This is a genomic window from Microcoleus sp. LEGE 07076, from assembly GCF_015207455.1.
Taxonomy (GTDB): Bacteria; Cyanobacteriota; Cyanobacteriia; order Cyanobacteriales; family Microcoleaceae; genus Microcoleus.
The window spans coordinates 1-16,941 of record NZ_JADEWV010000136.1 but is presented as its reverse complement, the minus strand read 5'-3'; the positions used below and the strand labels follow the sequence as shown (position 1 = coordinate 16,941).

Annotated in this window: 16 protein-coding genes; 4 read left to right on the top strand and 12 right to left on the bottom strand. The window is 46.0% G+C overall.

Annotation, left to right across the window (positions count from 1 at the left end):
• The 4 genes from IQ270_RS20425 to IQ270_RS20410 all read right to left on the bottom strand — a co-directional run.
• Positions 1-279: DUF2834 domain-containing protein (locus IQ270_RS20425; RefSeq protein ID WP_193975048.1), on the bottom strand; the 279-nt coding region annotated here is incomplete at its 3' end.
• Between the two features lie 46 nt (positions 280-325).
• Positions 326-958, bottom strand: coding sequence for a Vat family streptogramin A O-acetyltransferase (locus IQ270_RS20420; RefSeq protein ID WP_193975047.1), 633 nt, complete (start codon positions 956-958; stop codon positions 326-328).
• Positions 959-971: 13 nt separating this feature from the next.
• Positions 972-2,474, bottom strand: a complete 1,503-nt coding sequence (locus IQ270_RS20415) for an efflux RND transporter periplasmic adaptor subunit (protein WP_193975046.1) — start codon at positions 2,472-2,474, stop codon at positions 972-974.
• 7 nt (positions 2,475-2,481) lie between these two features.
• Complete coding sequence (locus tag IQ270_RS20410) at positions 2,482-3,066, bottom strand: TetR/AcrR family transcriptional regulator (protein WP_193975045.1); 585 nt, start codon at positions 3,064-3,066, stop codon at positions 2,482-2,484.
• A gap of 390 nt (positions 3,067-3,456) precedes the next feature.
• Between IQ270_RS20410 and IQ270_RS20405 the strand changes: the two genes are divergently transcribed.
• Together IQ270_RS20405 and IQ270_RS20400 are read left to right on the top strand one after the other, a co-directional pair.
• Positions 3,457-3,918 (top strand): GNAT family N-acetyltransferase, encoded by a 462-nt coding sequence (locus IQ270_RS20405; RefSeq protein WP_193975044.1) that lies wholly within the window; start codon positions 3,457-3,459, stop codon positions 3,916-3,918.
• Between the two features lie 60 nt (positions 3,919-3,978).
• Positions 3,979-4,350: a DUF2237 domain-containing protein gene (locus IQ270_RS20400; RefSeq protein ID WP_339384247.1), complete on the top strand. Its 372-nt coding sequence runs from the start codon at positions 3,979-3,981 to the stop codon at positions 4,348-4,350.
• Positions 4,351-4,709: 359 nt separating this feature from the next.
• On the opposite strand, the gene IQ270_RS20395 is transcribed toward IQ270_RS20400, so the two are convergent.
• Together IQ270_RS20395 and IQ270_RS20390 are read right to left on the bottom strand one after the other, a co-directional pair.
• Positions 4,710-5,405 carry a leucine-rich repeat domain-containing protein gene (locus tag IQ270_RS20395; RefSeq protein WP_228056545.1) on the bottom strand — a complete coding sequence of 232 codons (696 nt, stop codon included), beginning with the start codon at positions 5,403-5,405 and terminating at the stop codon, positions 4,710-4,712.
• A 174-nt stretch (positions 5,406-5,579) separates the two neighbouring features.
• Entirely contained in the window at positions 5,580-6,779 is a 1,200-nt protein-coding gene (locus IQ270_RS20390; RefSeq protein ID WP_193975042.1) for a Coenzyme F420 hydrogenase/dehydrogenase, beta subunit C-terminal domain, read from the bottom strand.
• Between the two features lie 331 nt (positions 6,780-7,110).
• On the opposite strand from IQ270_RS20390, the gene IQ270_RS20385 reads away from it, so the two are divergent.
• Complete coding sequence (locus tag IQ270_RS20385; protein ID WP_193975041.1) at positions 7,111-7,836, top strand: hypothetical protein; 726 nt, start codon at positions 7,111-7,113, stop codon at positions 7,834-7,836.
• 483 nt (positions 7,837-8,319) lie between these two features.
• Here IQ270_RS20385 and IQ270_RS20380 read toward each other — a convergent pair whose 3' ends face one another.
• Together IQ270_RS20380 and rimO are read right to left on the bottom strand one after the other, a co-directional pair.
• The gene (locus tag IQ270_RS20380) at positions 8,320-9,771 is read right to left on the bottom strand and encodes a DEAD/DEAH box helicase (protein ID WP_193975040.1); all 1,452 of its coding nucleotides are present in this window, start codon (positions 9,769-9,771) and stop codon (positions 8,320-8,322) included.
• Positions 9,772-10,803: 1,032 nt separating this feature from the next.
• Entirely contained in the window at positions 10,804-12,129 is a 1,326-nt protein-coding gene (rimO, locus tag IQ270_RS20375) for a 30S ribosomal protein S12 methylthiotransferase RimO (RefSeq protein WP_193975039.1), read from the bottom strand.
• A gap of 41 nt (positions 12,130-12,170) precedes the next feature.
• Here rimO and IQ270_RS20370 point away from each other — a divergent pair, with 41 nt between their 5' ends.
• Complete coding sequence (locus IQ270_RS20370) at positions 12,171-12,407, top strand: hypothetical protein (RefSeq protein WP_193975038.1); 237 nt, start codon at positions 12,171-12,173, stop codon at positions 12,405-12,407.
• Here IQ270_RS20370 and IQ270_RS20365 read toward each other — a convergent pair.
• From IQ270_RS20365 to IQ270_RS20350, 4 genes are all read right to left on the bottom strand, one after another.
• On the bottom strand, positions 12,404-13,027 hold the full coding sequence (locus tag IQ270_RS20365; RefSeq protein WP_193975037.1) for a Uma2 family endonuclease: 624 nt from the start codon (positions 13,025-13,027) through the stop codon (positions 12,404-12,406). The two genes, IQ270_RS20370 and IQ270_RS20365, sit on opposite strands and share 4 nt — an antisense overlap.
• A gap of 216 nt (positions 13,028-13,243) precedes the next feature.
• Positions 13,244-13,879 (bottom strand): Uma2 family endonuclease, encoded by a 636-nt coding sequence (locus IQ270_RS20360; RefSeq protein WP_193975036.1) that lies wholly within the window; start codon positions 13,877-13,879, stop codon positions 13,244-13,246.
• A gap of 651 nt (positions 13,880-14,530) precedes the next feature.
• Positions 14,531-15,568, bottom strand: a complete 1,038-nt coding sequence (locus tag IQ270_RS20355; protein ID WP_193975035.1) for an ATP-grasp domain-containing protein — start codon at positions 15,566-15,568, stop codon at positions 14,531-14,533.
• Between the two features lie 17 nt (positions 15,569-15,585).
• The coding region (locus IQ270_RS20350) for an ATP-grasp domain-containing protein (protein WP_228056544.1) at positions 15,586-16,941 on the bottom strand (1,356 nt) is incomplete at its 5' end.

Below are 16,941 nucleotides of genomic sequence, written 5' to 3'. Positions count from 1 at the left end.
TAAAGGCAAACCTAGGGAAACACCCACCAGTAAATTACTTGCAATATAAATCCACAAGTTTTTCATTTTTAGACGCGAACCTTCGTTAAATACAAAAATCCACAAAACCACGGAAGAGACGATTAAGTCCATGCCAAAAAAGCCGGAAATTTGATTTGCAAACAATTGTCCAAAGAACTCGTTGACATTCAACCCTTTTTCTAAGAGAAACGGGATAAACTGGGAATATGGCAAAGCTGTTCCTAGAATACAGAGAACTAAGTAAGCAATTTGAATCATGAAAAAACCTCCAGTTTGTTAATTTCAAATTGCTATATTTGCGAGTTTACTCAGCATTAGTTAGTGCTTGAATATCGGATCGCATAATTAAGTTAATATTGCGCGAAATCTTATCAATTTCCCAATCCCACCAGCGCATTTGTAATAGTTGCGCCACCTCAGCATCGCTGAAACGCTGCTTAATTAAACCTGCGGGGTTTCCGCCGACAACGGTGTAAGCGGGAACATCTTTGACTACAACTGATTTGGCGGCAACTATCGCACCGTCGCCGATTTTGACTCCCGGCATAATCACCGATTCGTAACCGATCCAAACATCATTCCCGATGACAGTATCGCCTTTACTTGGCAGTTCGCTTAATAAAGTCATCGCCGTTTCCCAGCCGTTCCCAAAGATTGGAAATGGATAGGTAGAAATGCCATCAAGTTTGTGATTTGCACCGTTCATGATAAATTTGACATTGCTGGCGATCGCACAAAATTTACCAATAATTAATTTGTCACCCCCGTAGTTGTAAAGTACGTTTCTCTCGAAGTTTTCCGGGTCGATCGGATCGTCGTAGTACGAGTAATCACCGACAATAATATTGGGCGATTTAACAAAGTTTTTGATAAAGCAAACCCGGCGCTGGTCTACCATCGGATAAGGTCGGCTTGGATCTGGTCCCAATTCTCCCATCTTTCTCAATCTCCTAATTTTTAATTGCTACTTGTACCTGCAAATTTGTCAATCCCGCAACTTGTTTACTAGCTTCAGGATTCAGGTGAATTTTCACTTCCACAACTCGGCTGTCCAAGTTTTCTCCCGGCTGGTTGCTGAACACATTTTGCTTGCTGACTTTTAACCCGATTTCTTTAACAGTTCCCGGCAATTCTCCTGAAAATGCTTGGCTGGTAACACCTGCTTTTTGCCCAACCTTAATTTTGCTGATGTCGGTTTGGTAAACTTCGGCAACGACTACCATTTGCTGGGTTTCTCCCACGTCTGCAATGCCGTCATCGCTAATTTTTTCACCTGGGCGGGTGTGAATTTTGAGGATTTTTCCGGCGTTGGGAGTGCGGATGTAAGCTTGATTTAATTCGGTTTGGGCGCGATTGACTTGGGCGATCGCGCTGTTGATTTCGGTTTGCGCTGCTTGGATATCTACCGGGCGCACTTCGCCTATTTTATCGAGAGTTGCTTGGGCTTCTTTTAGTTCTTCGCTGCCACTGTTTTTGATGCGCTTAAGTGTTGCTTCAGCTTCAGCTAACTGCTGGATTGCTGTACTGTTAATTCGGGCAAGATTGGCTTCGGCTTCGTTGAGTTGTTGGATTGCTGTACTGTTAATTCGGGTGAGATTTGCTTCGGCTTCTTCAAGCTGTTGTTTTGCTGTACTGTTGATGCGGCTGAGATTTGCTTCGGCTTCTTTAACTTGCTGGCGACTTGTTTCTAATGCCAGTCGTTTGCTGTCCATGACGGAGTTAGAAATAGCGCCTTCAGCAACAAGTTCTTTGTGCCGCAGGTATTCGGTTTCGGCATTGTTTGACTCGGCTTTTAATTTGTTGATTGCGGCAGTTTGTGCAGTTTTTTCTCCTTGCCACTGTGCAGTTATGCGGCTAATTGTGGCTGTTTGTGCTTTCCTTTCTCCTTGCCATTGTGCGGTTATTCTGCTGATGGTTGCTTGCTGTGCTTTCCTTTCTCCTTCCCATTGCGCTTGCAGCCGATCGACTGTTGCTTGTTGCGCCGCCTGGTTTCCTTGCAATTGGGCTTCTAGCTTGCCAATTGTGGCAGATTGTGCTGCAAGTTCTCCCGACTTTGCCCCGGCTTTTACCTTTGCTAAACTGGCTTCAGCAACTTTGACTTTTTCTTTGGCTTCCTCTAAAGCAGATTTTAGCCGATCGCCCGCATCCAAAATTGCGATCGACTGCCCTGCCTTCACGCGATCGCCCTCTTTGACTAAAAGCTTCGCCACCCGATCGCCATCCAACGCCTGCGACACCCCCAAGCGAATCACTTCCCCCAGCGGTTCCAATCTTCCCAAAGCCGTGATTTTTCGGGGCGGGGGTGTTTCTACGGGTAAAGGTTCAGCATTTTTAGCTAAAGATCCAAACTGAGAAATGCCGTAAAAAGTTGTACCCACGCTAATAGCAGCGCCAGCAACTACCAGTCCCATTACCAATTTATTTTTTGGCTTGATGAAAGATTGAAAATTCATATTCCTCCTAAATTTGCGGTGCTTTTTTTTCTAAATAAGCCAGCAGCATTTCTTTTAATAAATTTGCTTGTTCAGAAAAAGATATTCTTTCCCCTTGATAAAACCTTCTTACCAGCAAGCCGTCAATAGAGTTGATGATAAATATAGCAATGGCCGGATCTGAAACACCCAAGTAGCAACACACTGCCTCTTCGTAACGCTTTCCTGCTTGCTGAAGAGCCTGATTGCTTTCAATATCTTTGCGATTTTTATTCTGACAAAAATCAAATATTATCAACAAACTTTTAATAATATAACTTTCATTCTTTGCCAGATAATTCATCATTTCTTGAATCCTTTCTCCTAGGGTGGGCGGATTTCCCAATTGGGCTAGTTCTTCTTCTTTCGTATCTTCATAACTCAAGTATTCAATTAACTGCTCGAACAAACTTTCTTTGCTCGGAAAATAGTGGTACAGCGTGCCTGTAGAAACTCCAATTCCTGATGCAATTTCTCGCATTGTGACTGAGGAATAGCCTTTTTCGGCAAAAAGCTCAAAACTTTTGTTCAGCAGTTCTTTGCGGTACAATTCGCGGTCAACTATCTTTGGCATAGGTCGATCGATCTTCTGATGTTTGATTCTAGATCCTAGGTTATCGGAAATTTAAGAGCGATCGACCAAATATTCCTATATCGAACATCCGATATAGTATAAACGAATACACAAAGAGCTTTTGACGGCTGAGGTTGGAAAAAAAGTATATCGAACACTTGTTATAATTAATGTTGCACAGACTAGCAGAGCTTGTCAAGGGGTGGAGTCTAATTATTTTTAGAGTCGATTTGTGGGGGCGAGTTTAGCCCAAAATCCCAAACACCCCGCCATCAATCTGCGTCAGTCAGTCGATTTTAGATTTTAGATTTTAGAAGAGGAAATGACAGATCGCTATCATGGTTTTGAGCTGATCTAGAGTAGCATTCTTTTTTTTAACTCTTAATTCTGATGAAAGTACGAACCTACGAAATCGGTGATACCCAACAAATTGTCAAACTGTTTTACGACACCGTACACGAAGTAAACATCCGCGATTACACAAAAGCACAAGTAGATGCTTGGGCACCTAAAGATATTGAGATCACAAGTTGGACTACAAGTTTAAGCAGTAAATTTACTTTCGTAGCAGAAGAGGGTGAGACAATTGCAGGTTTTGGGGAATTAGAAGGAAATGGTCATATCGATCGATTCTACTGTCATAAAGATTTTCAAGGCAAAGGAGTCGGCACGAAAATTTTAGAACAAATTGAGTGGCAAGCCCAAGAATTAAGACTTAAAAAGTTATTTACAGAGGCCAGCATTACAGCTAAAGTTTTTTTTGAAAGTAAAGGATTTATTGTAGTTAAACAGCAAGAAGTAGAACGAAGGGGGCAAAAATTTATTAACTTTGCAATGGAAAAATTTATCTAACAATCCCGAGTGTCAAACTAAGATGTAAAATGAGATCGAAGAGTTTTGTGGAGGAGTGCGATCGTGACAGAAGCTACAAATGTTCTTGGTGGCAAGTTAGAGACTTGCTGCACTTCGCCCATGACGGGCTATTATCGGGACGGCAAATGCAATACCGGCGGCGGGGATTTGGGGGCTCACACCGTTTGCGCTCAACTAACAGAAGAGTTTTTGCAATTCACCAAAAGGAGGGGAAACGATCTGAGCACTGCGGTTCCAGAATTTAAGTTTCCGGGATTGAAGCCAGGGGATTGTTGGTGTTTGTGTGCTGCGCGCTGGAAGGAAGCAATGGATGCTGGATGTGCGCCGCTTGTGGTTTTGTCGGCGACTCATGTCTTAACTTTGGAATACGTTTCTTTGGACGAGTTGAAGGAACACGCTGCTGATTTGTAGGGAGGATGTTGGTGTGCGATCGGCCGTTCTTACATATTGCACGATTGTCAAGAACAGGCAAGATTCCTGTTCCACAAAGAGTGAGTTTGATTGTGGGGTGGGCCGAAGAGCCGGCCCATAAAAGGCTTATAGAGAATGGTGCAAGATATGAGGCGATCGCACTTTATATTTGGCAGTTCCCATCGCAACGCCGCGAATCTTTTTTCAGTCGGGAGTTACCTCAAGCGTCGGTTAGACAACACCAAGTCAAGCTTATTGTGCATAACCCAGTTCAGGAGGCAATAGTCAAATGGATCGACTAGAGCATTACCGTCAGTGCATTCAAAAACTCCTAATTGAAGGCAGCAAGATAGCACCAATTAACGGGAAAATTCAGGTGCAAATATTGGGCCGCCGCCGGGAAACAGAGGGACTCCCAAACGAATATCTATCGGGGTTTCAGTTGGTGCTTCCCACTTACAGATAGACTCTGGCTTGAGTGGGCAAGTTTTGGGAGCGATCGGATTTCCGCTGAGGCTGAACCAAATTAAGTTAGTCAACGAGTTTAAGAGTTTGATGTCGCTGATTTGATTGTTGTCGAGGGAAAGCTCCATCAGGTTAGTCAAGGATGCTAGCGGTTTGATGTCCCTGATTTGATTTTTGTCGAGGTCGAGCCAATTCAGGTTAGTCAAAGATGCTAGCGGTTTGATGTCGCTGACTTGATTTTCAATGAGGACGAGCTCACTCAGGTTAGTCAAGGATGCCACCGGTTTGATGTCGTTGATTCGATTGAGGCTGAGACTGAGTGTTGTGAGACTAGAAAGTTGGCGATTGGCCGCATCGCACTCCGTAGTCCCTGCTTTCTCCAAAAGCACCTCAACAGTATGTTTAGCTTCCGGACTCAAAGAAGCTTTTTGACGGCACCAATCCGCAAATGTTCGTCTACTCTTGGACGATCGCACTTCTGCTGCTTTCGCTGACACTCCATTTCCAGATAATGCTATAAGCGCACAACAACAAGCAAGTGCGATCGACCTTTGTAAATTGATGTATTTCTGTGCCACTATAAGTGTCATAACCTTATACCTCTAATTTAGAGTTAAAGCTATCTTGCACAAAACTAATAATTGATTCAGTTTTTTTCAAAGGACTTAAGCTTTGAGGCAGGGGTTTAAACCCCTGCCGGAATCAAGGAAAGAGCGCAATGCCATGCCCCTACAAAACATCTATTATAAACTCTCCTAATCACTTCACTCCGGCAACTTATACTGCGCGACAATCCGCTTCGCATATTCGGGCACATGAGCCTCCAATTTCTCCGGGTAATTCCGCTTCACATACAAATAATTGCGAGTGAAATGAGAATCAATTGAAAAACGGGCATATTCCAAACCCTTCGGCCCAATTCTCTCAATAAAAATCCCCATCAACTTCGCCGCCCACATCGGCAAAGTCACCCCTTTTTCATAAGCCGGAATGCTTTGCTGAACAGCCTCTTTTCTGTTTCCCTGAGACATCACCGGCTGAGTGTTTAGCTGATCCGCTACCAAGTCTAACATTTCTTGCCCGGTGTCATTTCGTACCACAATCCACTGCCAGCGAAAAGGTGCGCCCATGTAGCCCACAACTAAATCTGCCAAGGAATTGACATAATCAAAACAGCTCAAACAAGAAGGAGCAAAAACATCTTTCAATTCCTTAGTATTCAACCCAAAAAACGGCACTTTTTCGGTAGAACCGTCTTCGTGTTTGAAGTGAACGTTAAAGTCTTGCATAAACTCGTAAGACACCACCGTATCTGGAGAACGACTAGTGGTATCTAGGAATTTTTGCAACCCAGCGCGGCTGACATTATCCACACAGGGAGTTCCCAAAACGTAGAGCTTTTCTAAACCTAGTTTTTTCTCGACTGTTCGCAAGGCTTGAATTTGACAGCCTACGCCAATTACTAACAGCCGCTTCATCCCGGATTTTTCAATTTGTTCCAATACTGAAAGGTTGGGAGACAAAGTTGGTTTGTTGACTTTGGCTGCGAGAATTTCTTCGCGGTTTCTAGCAATTACTGGCATCGGTTGAAAGCGGTCTTCTTTGGTGTTTTGGACGCAAACAACGCCTTCTACAATGCCTTTTTCGAGCATTTCGATCGCAATTGTGCTGACGATTCCCGTCCACTGAGCGCCTTCAATTGGTTCTTTTTTCTGAGCCGCCATCATGTTTTGATTGACTCCGAAGTACCAATCGTCGGGATTGTCGAGATTGCGCGATCGCCCGTGAATCTCTTCTTCGAGTTCGGCGATGTGCTGTGTTAAGAAAGCACAAGATTCCTTGACATAATGGATATAATATGTATCGCACAAACCGCATTCGCTGCAAAGTTCTTTAGCGGGGCGGCGGCTTCCGGGTTTCAGGGCTTTAGATTTTTGGTGTTTAGTAGAATCTGTTGCGGTCATCTAAATTGTGGATTTTATGGAGAAACGGCTTTTGTTAGGATATCACACCAATTCCGGCGATTAAATCTTAGAAACGCCCGATCGGGGCGATCGCTGGGAACAGCCTGCAGAAACCGGGTTTCTACAAATTATATTGTTGGGGATGAATATTCTTGGTTTTGTGTCCCGCTGGGAGTGGGATTTATCTCAAATCTGTTAACGTCGGAATTATTCATATCTCTTCTTCTGTGCATCTGTGTGAATCTGCGTCTATCAATTGTCATCTGCGGTTATACATTCTCTTTTTTTTTACCGCAGATACAGGCAGATTAACACCGATTAACGCAGATGAATGAGCTCGATTCCGATTGCAGCGTCTGCGGTTGACTGTGCCGGTGCTACGGGATTTGATATTACTTGTTCAGGGGGCGAATTCTCAGCAGCCGGAATTATTAGTATCGCTCCGGAACTGGCGGGCGATCGCGCGAATAAATTGCCAAATAAAGCTATAAAAAAAATGGTAAAATTGTTGGTCACAACAGCCGTCGCCGGCATCATACTCAATATCGCAATTGCCAGGTTAGGATTTGCTGCTTTAGTTCGCCCTGTTGCCGATATGAATCAAACTGTTGTCGCTCTAGAAACAATGCTGAGCGCAACACAAAAGCCTGCTGCGATCGACTATTCGCGCTTGGGGATTAGCGGCGTGAGATTGGGGATATCTGTAGCAGAAGCTAAACGCAAGTTGGGAAAACCGCAGCGGGACGAAACTAAATCGGCTGAGTCTGCAATTGGTGGCAAGATTCGCACGTTAACCTACTCGGGATTGACGGTAGCAGCATCGGAAGACAAAGTTTATTTAATTTCTACTACTAATCCCAAGTTGGCGACAATTGATGGTGTCAAGGTAGGAGATCACAGCCAAAAAGTTGTTAAAACTTACGGTTACGGGTGGCAATCTGTGCATGGTGGAGCCACTCGGTTGACTTACAGCAATGACCAAAAGGCTTCTAATTTGGTTTTGGAAATTAAGGGCGATCGCGTGCAAAAGATGATTGTTGGCACGCAGTTAAACTAAAATATTATATCAATTGTGGTTGCACTCATACAATGACTGTTGACTGTTGGCTGTTGACTGTTAAGAGGGCGGGCACTCACAGGCACCGCCCCTACTGATTGTTGGCTGTTGATTGTTGAATGTTGACGGGCGGGTCAAAAAACTCATGGTTGAGTGTTAACTGTTGACTCTATTTTTATTATTCCGATGCAACGGGAAACGATATTACACAACAGTCCAAGAATTCCCGCGTACAGGTTTGCAGTCAGGACTTGCGTCTTTCCGATTAGAAATGCCATTTCAGATCAAATCCTCTCTTCATCGGAATAGCAAATTCACTGTTAACAGTCAACAGTTAACAGTTAACATCATGTATGAGTGCAACCGGAATTGGTATCATCCCTAGACTAAAGTCGCAGGGTTTTCAACCCAATTTTCTGATCAAAAAAAGGTACGCAGCGCGCACCCTACAAATTAGTAAGGTGCGCGGGCGCACCTTACTAATTAGCTGTTTTGGGGAACAGGAGAAGGAAGACTAGGCGCACCAACCTTAGCCCGCTTCTTGATCAAGATTGGCTTGACGCTGTTTTCTCCAATGGGGGGATCTTCTTGTTGAGCGTAATCCGCGCCCATCCAAGCCGGACGGCTTTGATCGAAGGCCATTTGCAATGCCGCAGCGGCGATTGCGTGGGAGTCGTATTCCTCGGACAACTCAGACACCAGAGGTAAGAAAGATGCCATCCGTTCGCCAGCCAAAGCTTCGCGAACTTTTCCCTGCATCTTTTCCAACTGCCGCGCTTCAATTTGCGCCCGCGTCGGAATATTTCGCACTGTCAAGCTCGATCGCACGTGGCGTTCAATCAAGCGCAATTTACGGCGATCCACCGGTTGGATCAGCGTAATTGCGGTTCCTTCCCGGCCGGCCCGGCCCGTGCGGCCGATCCGGTGAACGTAGCTTTCCACGCTGTCGGGTAGATCGTAGTTAATTACGTGAGTCAAGTGATCCACATCCAAGCCCCGCGCCGCGATATCAGTCGCCACTACCCAGCGCACCTGACATTGGCGGAACCTGTGCAGCAAGCGTTCCCGCTGTGCTTGGTTCAAATTACCGTGATACTCGTCAACGCTGTGACCTGCAGCTTGCAGTTGGCTGGTGAGTTCCGCCGCCGACTGCCGAGTCCGCACAAAAATCAGCGCTGATTCCGGGTCTTCCATTTCTAGGATTGGCTGCAAAGCTCTTGCCTTCGACCAACCCCGAGGAATCATGTACACGCCTTGGCTGATCCGCTTCGGCGTTGCTTTTGGCTGTTCGACGGTGACGTTGACTGGGTTACGCAAATGTCGCGCTACCAATTTCCGAATGGAAGCTTCCATCGTCGCCGAGAAAAATGCCGTTTGACGTTCTTTCGGTGCTGCATCCAAGATTTTTTCCACATCTTGGATAAAGCCCATGCTGAGCATTTCGTCAGCTTCGTCCAAAACCAGCCATTGTAATTTGTCTAGTTTCAGGCTGCCGCGACTGAGCATATCCAATATGCGTCCGGGTGTACCGACAACTATGTGAACGCCACGCTTCAAGCGCTGCATTTGCCGATCGATCGATTGACCGCCGTACACTGTCAGAACTTGCACAGAGCGACCCACTTTTACCGGGCCGTTGTTGCTGATACCGCTCAAATCGCGGATGGCTTCAGTTACCTGCATCGCCAATTCGCGGGTCGGTGTCAGCACCAGTGCTTGCACTGCTGTTACATCTAAATCAATCCGCTCCAAGATGGGCAACGAGAATGCTGCTGTTTTGCCAGTTCCTGTTTGGGCTTGACCCACAACGTCGCGACCTGCTAACAGGTGCGGAATGGCTTGTACTTGGATCGGAGTAGGTTCTGTAAAGCCTAGTGTTTCCAGATGGAGAACGAGTTCTTCCGAAAGACCTAAGCCTTCAAACAATAAATTCATTAATGCTCCTAATAACGAGTCTTAGCCTTCTAAGTTGCCCAACTCGGATGCGGATTTCTGCTCGGCGGCAGGAACTCATTCTGAGTTCTTTGTGGTGCTGCGCCTGCGCGCACCTTTTTAAATAGCAATCGAGTATAGGGCAGCTCCGTCGATGGTGACTAATTTACCAATTCGACAGCCGTCTTTGATTTTGTGACATCACCGATACCAACCGCCAGCGATCGGGTTATCGACTTCCAACATTCTTAAAATAGTACATTGGACTTCCTTTGAGGTACTTGCGAGCTTTCCCTACGCGGGCATTTTATAGTGAGGATGATGACCAGCCCCACTGAACTGCACTACATAGTAGTAGTTACAGGTTTGTTAGTTCAGGCGCTATCCCGCAATCCGTCGCCTGCGGGGTTGAGCTGGGGATGCAGCGACCGTCAGTCGATTTGAGATTTTAGATTTTAGATTTTAGATTTACTCCACAGATGAATCTGGGAGATAGAGCTTTCAGTCTAAAATTTTGATCTTTCTACTTCTGGCGTCAGCGGCTTGTATCCGTTTTTCGACTACCGTTACCGCCTATCCATCTCAACACTCTTTCGGTATACCGTTGTGGTGTAGGGCGGACGGCGAAGCAATCTCAAATTTTCCCCGCTTATTTCTGGCTTGTTACTATCATAACTCTTTACATTCAGAAACAAAACATTAAATTCGTTAAAATTTTCCGATCGTTCTGTAGAGATAACCGCACCCCGACGGGCGGGTCGATTGCCACCAGATGAGGTAAAAAATTTGACAGCCCCTTTGATATATATCTTTGCACAATTTTGCACTAACCGTTACTTTTGCCCCGCGTTCGGCCAATCATTTTTTGGGTGGCGTCCGGTTTTTGTTCGCCACACCGTCTCAGGCGACAGTTGTACCAACACTTAGACTTGACCCGGGCAAAAAACACATACCCTTTCGCTTACTTAAGTTTTCGACATACCCAGATTTTAGAGCCTAGTTCGAGTTCCCAGATTCTATGCTGCAACTTAAATCTCAAATCTTCAATGCGACGACTTGACCGTAGAGGTCGTATACATCTGCACTCGTAATTTTCACAGGTACGATCGATCCCAGCCGTGCTTCTCCTGTCACATAGACTAGTCCATCTACTTCGGGGGAAAATCGGGCGGATCTACCAATCAACTCACCTGTCTCTGGTTGTTCTTGTTCGATCAGGACATCAACTACCTGACCTACAGACTCTTGATTCTTTTTCAATGATATAGGTTGTTGTGCCGCCATTACCGAATTGCGCCAAATTTCCATTTTTTCGGCTGGAAGTTGATTTGGCAAGCTGTAGGCTGGGGTGCCTTCTTCGGCGGAAAATGTGAATACTCCGACGTGATCGAATTCGTGGCGCTTGACAAATTCCAGCAAATGTGCTGCGTGTTCGTCTGTTTCGCCTGGGAAGCCAACTATAAAAGTTGTCCGCATTACCGCACCGGGAATTGCTGCTTTGAGCCGATCGACTATGGCATCATTGATCCCAGCTTGAAAAGGTCGATTCATCGATCGCAAAACTTCGGGATGGGAATGTTGCAGGGGTAAATCCAAGTATGGCAGAACGTTTGGCGTTTCGCAGATGGCCTCGACAACTTGGGGAGTCAAACCCGTGGGATAGGCGTAGTGCATCCGAATCCAAGGTACATCTACTTTACCCAAAGCCCGCAGCAGTTCGGCTAGTTTCGGTTCGCCATAAATATCTTTGCCGTAGTTGGTGGTAATTTGAGAAATTAGGATAATTTCCTTTACCCCTTCGGAGGCTAATTGCTTAGCTTCAGCGACAATAGATTCGATCGTGCGCGATCGCTGATTTCCGCGCAAGTGCGGGATAATGCAAAAAGCACAGCGGTAATCGCAGCCTTCGGCGATTCGCAGATAAGCGACACCTTCGGATGTTGTGCGATAGCGGGGAGTAGTTTCATCAGCGATGTAAGTTGGTTCACTAGAAACGAGAGAAACTCGATCGCCCTTTTCCACCCTTTGCATCACATCGACGATTTTATGATAATCACCAGTGCCGACAATTGCGACGGCTTCGGGCAATTCATCCAGCAATTCCTGCTGAAAATGCTGTGCCATGCAGCCAGTGATGACTACTTTTTTATTAGCTTCTGCCAATTCTACCAGGGTGCGGACTGATTCTTCTCGCGCAGCTTGGATAAAACTGCAAGTATTGACTACAACATAATCGGCTAATTCTTCATTAGAATCGACTTCATAGCCTGCTTGAGCCAGCAAGCCAATCATGTGTTCGGTATCAATGCGATTTTTTTCGCAGCCGAGGTGAGTAAATGCGATCGTTGGCTTCGTTGCCATGCAGTAATTAGTTGCTGTTGCGCTATTTTTGAGAACGTTTTATGCTATCACACAATTTGATAAATTGCAATGTGTCGGTGGATGCGATCGGGGAATTACGCACCAAAACCCAAGAAACCGGGTTTTTACCAGAATACTTCGTTAGGGCGACAGAAACGCGAAAAAACCCGGTTTCTGACCACCCGCGTGCAAGCCATCCCTTGATGATTCGGCGGTTGAAACCGCTACTATATATCATCCAATCTTCGATCGCCCTTTGCATAATTTCAACTCGCTAGTTCGGCAAGCCAGCGAGAAATATCTTCTCGGCCGTTAATTTCAACTCTGGAAAAGCCAGCGACTCAACTATGTCATTTCCCCGAAACTGGCTGATTTGATATTCCCCGTCAACCAACTGGTAAACCGAAATAGTAGGTTGTTTCGGATTGCCAATGAAGCGTCTGCCGCCCAAAGCAGCATAATCCACAACCCAATATTCCGGGATACTTAATCTTTCATAATCAGCTACTTTAACCAGGTAATCATCTTGCCAGTTCGTGCTGACTACTTCTACAGCCAGTCGCACCGAAGACCCCATCGTGATAATTGATTCTTTTTTCCAGCGTGGTTCATTTGCAAGTGCGGTTTTGTCTAGGACTATTAAGTCTGGTTGATAACCTGCTTCGTCACGGGAAAGCTTGAGTAAGCAGTCACCAGGGATGGAGTAAGGCAATTGCAGTCGCCTGATTTCAAAATGGATTTCACCGGAGATGAAACCAGTAACTTCCGAATGGTCGCCGGTTCCTAAAGGCATTTCAAGAATTACCCCATTGTGTAGTTCGTACTTATGGACAGAGTTCTCTGGATACCAAGCAACGAACTCATCAAACGTGATTGTTTTCGATATGGTTTGGATCATGTTGTGGTCTCCTCTGTCTAGCGATTAGTATGCGGAAATCTAAAAGATGACACAATGTACAGAGTACAATTGACAAATTAGACTGTAGCTGATATTGGTCCGATCGCCCGTCCCGACAAAACAGCACTTGGTACAAAACTCCGATTTGTCACAAAACTGGTGTCCTTTTGTACCCGATTTGATATTCTTTTAATACCCGATCGCCCCCCATTCCTTCTAGCTCGGCTCGGTTGGAGGCAAACCGGCTCGAAAAATCACCTCGGCCGTCAACCTCAACTCTGGGAAAGCCAGCGACTCAACTGTGTCATCGCCCTTAAACTGTTTTACCTGATACTCGCCGTCAACCAACTGGCAAACCGATAGTGTGGGTTGTTTGGGAGTACCGATGAACTTGCGGCCGCCCAAACCGAGGTAGTCCACAATCCAGTATTCGGGGATGCCCATTTCTTCGTAGTCGGCGAATTTGAGATGGTAATCGTCCCGCCAGTTGGTACTGACGACCTCTACAACCAGTCGCACCGAAGACCCCATCGCGATGATGGATTCCCTATCCCAGCGCGCTTCTCTTGTGAGAGCTGCTTCGTCCGGGACAACGGCGTCTGGCAGGTAGCCCGCCTCGTTGCGGACGGGTTTGAGCAGGCAGTCGCCGGGGATAAAGCAAGGCAATTTCAGTCGCCTGATTTCTGCGCTGATTTCGTCCCTGGTTAAACCTATAACGCGGGAATGACGGCCGGTTCCTAAAGGCATTTCAACAATTACTCCATTGTGTAGTTCGTACTTATGGACAGAGTTCTCTGGATACCAAGCAACGAACTCATCAAACGTGATTGTTTTAGATATGGTTTGGATCATGTTGTGGTTTCCTCTGTCTGGTGATTAGTATGCGGAAAGCTCAAAAATGGCACAAGGACTTTCCGTAAAATACGGAAAAGACTTGACATAGGAAGTAAAGTTTGGTATAATATTTTACCCATAATATCAAAATACCGATCGCGCCGATCGACTAAATCTGAAAGCTACTCTGTTGATCCGTAGGGTGCGTCGCTGCGAGATATTTGATATAAATCGCAGATTATAGATGGCGACGCACCCTACTTGCTCAAAGATGGCAACAAGTCTGTTCCTATTTTAGAATGATAAAGAGGACACGGCAGTGCCGTGTCCCTACCCAAAATAATATTGTAGGGAAACGGCACTGCCGTGTCCCTACCCAAAATAATATTGTAGGGAAACGGAAGTGCCCATTGGTGTCAACTTAAGCCTGAAAGCCCTGAGAAATCTGATTTTCACCTGAGTCTAGATCCCCCTAAATCCCCCTTAAGAAGGGGGACTTTGAGAAGACTCTTGTCCCCCCCTTCTTAAGGGGGGCTAGGGGGGATCTAGATTTAATAGTCAAACAACAGTCTATGACTGGGTTTGACCTTAAGTTGACACCTATGGCCACTGCCGTGTCCCTACCCAAAATAATATTGTAGGGAAACGGCACTGCCGTGTCCTAATTTCTTAGTTATTTGGGATTTCACATAAGGCGTTTTGCAGCATACTCTGAAACAAAGTATCCAGAGAAATTCCTGATGCTTTGGCCATAACCGCAATCACGCTTTTTTCGGCCAAACAACAGTACAGCCCCGCTTCTAAGAACCAAGGTTTTCCATCGGGGTCGATGCGAAAATCAAATAAACTGTAGTGGCGACAGCCCAAAGCGATGTGGCATTTTCTGGCCTCGGCCCAAACTGTCTCCGTAATCGGATCGCTCTTGTCAACTACCCACGGCCTGGTACTATTTTTAGTGGAACCAGTCAAGCTACCATCGTCATTTTGTTGGAGCTTATCGGCATAAGTCCGAATCGGTTGGGTATCAGGATCTACAGGATACTCTTCCAGCGGCAAACAGACTAGCGAGCCCGCTTGGACAATAATCCCACAGCGAACTTCTCTACCCAATTCAATGAATTTTTCTACTAGCACTTCCTCTGAATGAGTCAATGCTGTCTGCAAAGCCGCATCATAGTCAGCAGCATTTTTAACTAAGGCAACTCCCAGAGAATTATCCGCATTCAGTGGCTTGAGCACCACCGGAAAATCAATCGAAGGTCTCACGCCCGCGCGGACAACTTCTCCCAACGGTACGCTTACCCCAGCGGCCGCTACTACTGCCTTAGCCTTAGCTTTGTCAGCAGTCAGTGCCATCACCTCTGGGGTATTACCCACGTAAGGAATATTCAGCAGATCGAACAAGGCTCGGTATTGAGTCATGCCGGGGATGCAAAACATCTGCGGTACCATTACGTCAATCTTTAGCTCTGTCAGCACCTGTACAGCGCCCGCTAGAGACATGGGATTAGCCGCCGCGATCGCACCTTGATCGAGAGAGGTGGGAAAACGCCATTGGCCACCGGGAGAAATATAGGCTATGTGAAATTCATAGAGTGCTGGATTAGCAGTTTGCTCCAGACAATATGGGGCATAAAAGCGCGACAATTTATCGTAGAATTCACTGTCTGCCGCTCCGACTAAATGCAAAACCCGTAATACTGACATACTCAATCTCCCCCTATTTACAGAATTATTCCACTATGAAAATAAATTTTAATCCACTCTTTCGGCTGACGCAAATTTCCCCATAACAACAAGGGAATGTGCCAATGATGCACCATGAAAAAGGGCAGCGGATCGTCCCACTCGAAGATGGCATCTTTGCCTTGGGCGATAATTTGTAATCGCTCATAAACTAACTTTGGCGACCACAAATGAGTCACCAATCGCCAAATTTCCTGGTAAATCCAGTAAGTCGGGCGACTAGATGCCAAAGGCTGCACTGTCTGCGGTAAAGGGTCCGGTTCCAAATAAGCTTTTGCCACATCGGGATGGTTGTAAAACATCGTGATGGCTGTATGGGTGCGCGGGTTGCATTCGATCGCGTAAATCTCTCCATCATCCGCCGCCTCCATGAAATCAAAGGAAACTTGTCCTGTCAGATTGAGACTCTTGGCAAACTGACGAATCCAATTTTCGATATCCGGGCGATCGACATTCTGGTAATTCAACTGAAACGCCGATGATTTGCAACAACAGTGCAACTGAATATGACCGTTACGGACGGTACTGTGAGTGCAGTATTCTTGCCCTGGAATATACTCTTGCATAATCCAAGGTTTACTCTCGGAAATTGGTAATGAGTTGACAAAAGCGGCTGTTTCTGCTGGGGTCGCGCAGGGTAACTTAGTGAGATCAAACCTGTGGACACAATCGTAGGGAATACTTTTGATAATATATGGACGCTGTGCGTCACTAAAATCAAAATCGATTACTTGTTGGGGATTAGTAATGCGGTAGGACTTCGGAACTCGCAGCCCCAACGCTTCGGCGGCGGTGGCCAACTCATATTTATCATCCAAACGTTCCAGAGTTTCGACATCTAGCTGCATTACCGTACAGTGAGGAGAAAGTACCTTTTTGGCTTTGGCATCGTAGTAACTGCCCTCTGGACTACTGACCGGAACGTAAACATTAACTCCCTCTTGTTGGACAATTTTTAAGAGTGCTTGAGGGTATTCCTCTGCCTGGAGATTTGGTACTGTGTAAAACCGATCGACTGCCCAAGAGTATCGATTACCCATCAGCCTGTATTCGTGGATTTCAACCAAAATTACCCGATGACCGGCCTTATGGAAGGATCTCGCTAGCTGTAATGCTTTGGTCGTCTTGCCGCCGTTAATCAAAATCGTTTGGGGAGAGTCCGCGATCGTTCGAGACTGAAACGGTTTGAGGATAATGGATCTCAGGAGGGCGATCGCTGTTAAAGCGAGATTCAGGGGCAGTACCAATAGCAGCAAAATAAAGGTTGCTATGGTTTTGACTGATGTCTGGAAGCGCCTAAAAGCCGCGTTTGTTTCCTGTTCAGATGGCATCGC

Excerpts from the sequence above, each read along its gene's own strand:
- IQ270_RS20420 (WP_193975047.1), bottom strand. The coding sequence starts at position 958 with ATGGGAGAATTGGGACCAGATCCAAGCCGACCTTATCCGATGGTAGAC.
- IQ270_RS20415 (WP_193975046.1), bottom strand. The coding sequence starts at position 2,474 with ATGAATTTTCAATCTTTCATCAAGCCAAAAAATAAATTGGTAATGGGA.
- IQ270_RS20410 (WP_193975045.1), bottom strand. The coding sequence starts at position 3,066 with ATGCCAAAGATAGTTGACCGCGAATTGTACCGCAAAGAACTGCTGAAC.
- IQ270_RS20405 (WP_193975044.1), top strand. The coding sequence starts at position 3,457 with ATGAAAGTACGAACCTACGAAATCGGTGATACCCAACAAATTGTCAAA.
- IQ270_RS20395 (WP_228056545.1), bottom strand. The coding sequence starts at position 5,405 with ATGACACTTATAGTGGCACAGAAATACATCAATTTACAAAGGTCGATC.
- IQ270_RS20390 (WP_193975042.1), bottom strand. The coding sequence starts at position 6,779 with ATGACCGCAACAGATTCTACTAAACACCAAAAATCTAAAGCCCTGAAA.
- IQ270_RS20385 (WP_193975041.1), top strand. The coding sequence starts at position 7,111 with ATGAGCTCGATTCCGATTGCAGCGTCTGCGGTTGACTGTGCCGGTGCT.
- IQ270_RS20380 (WP_193975040.1), bottom strand. The coding sequence starts at position 9,771 with ATGAATTTATTGTTTGAAGGCTTAGGTCTTTCGGAAGAACTCGTTCTC.
- rimO (WP_193975039.1), bottom strand. The coding sequence starts at position 12,129 with ATGGCAACGAAGCCAACGATCGCATTTACTCACCTCGGCTGCGAAAAA.
- IQ270_RS20370 (WP_193975038.1), top strand. The coding sequence starts at position 12,171 with ATGCTATCACACAATTTGATAAATTGCAATGTGTCGGTGGATGCGATC.
- IQ270_RS20365 (WP_193975037.1), bottom strand. The coding sequence starts at position 13,027 with ATGATCCAAACCATATCGAAAACAATCACGTTTGATGAGTTCGTTGCT.
- IQ270_RS20360 (WP_193975036.1), bottom strand. The coding sequence starts at position 13,879 with ATGATCCAAACCATATCTAAAACAATCACGTTTGATGAGTTCGTTGCT.
- IQ270_RS20355 (WP_193975035.1), bottom strand. The coding sequence starts at position 15,568 with ATGTCAGTATTACGGGTTTTGCATTTAGTCGGAGCGGCAGACAGTGAA.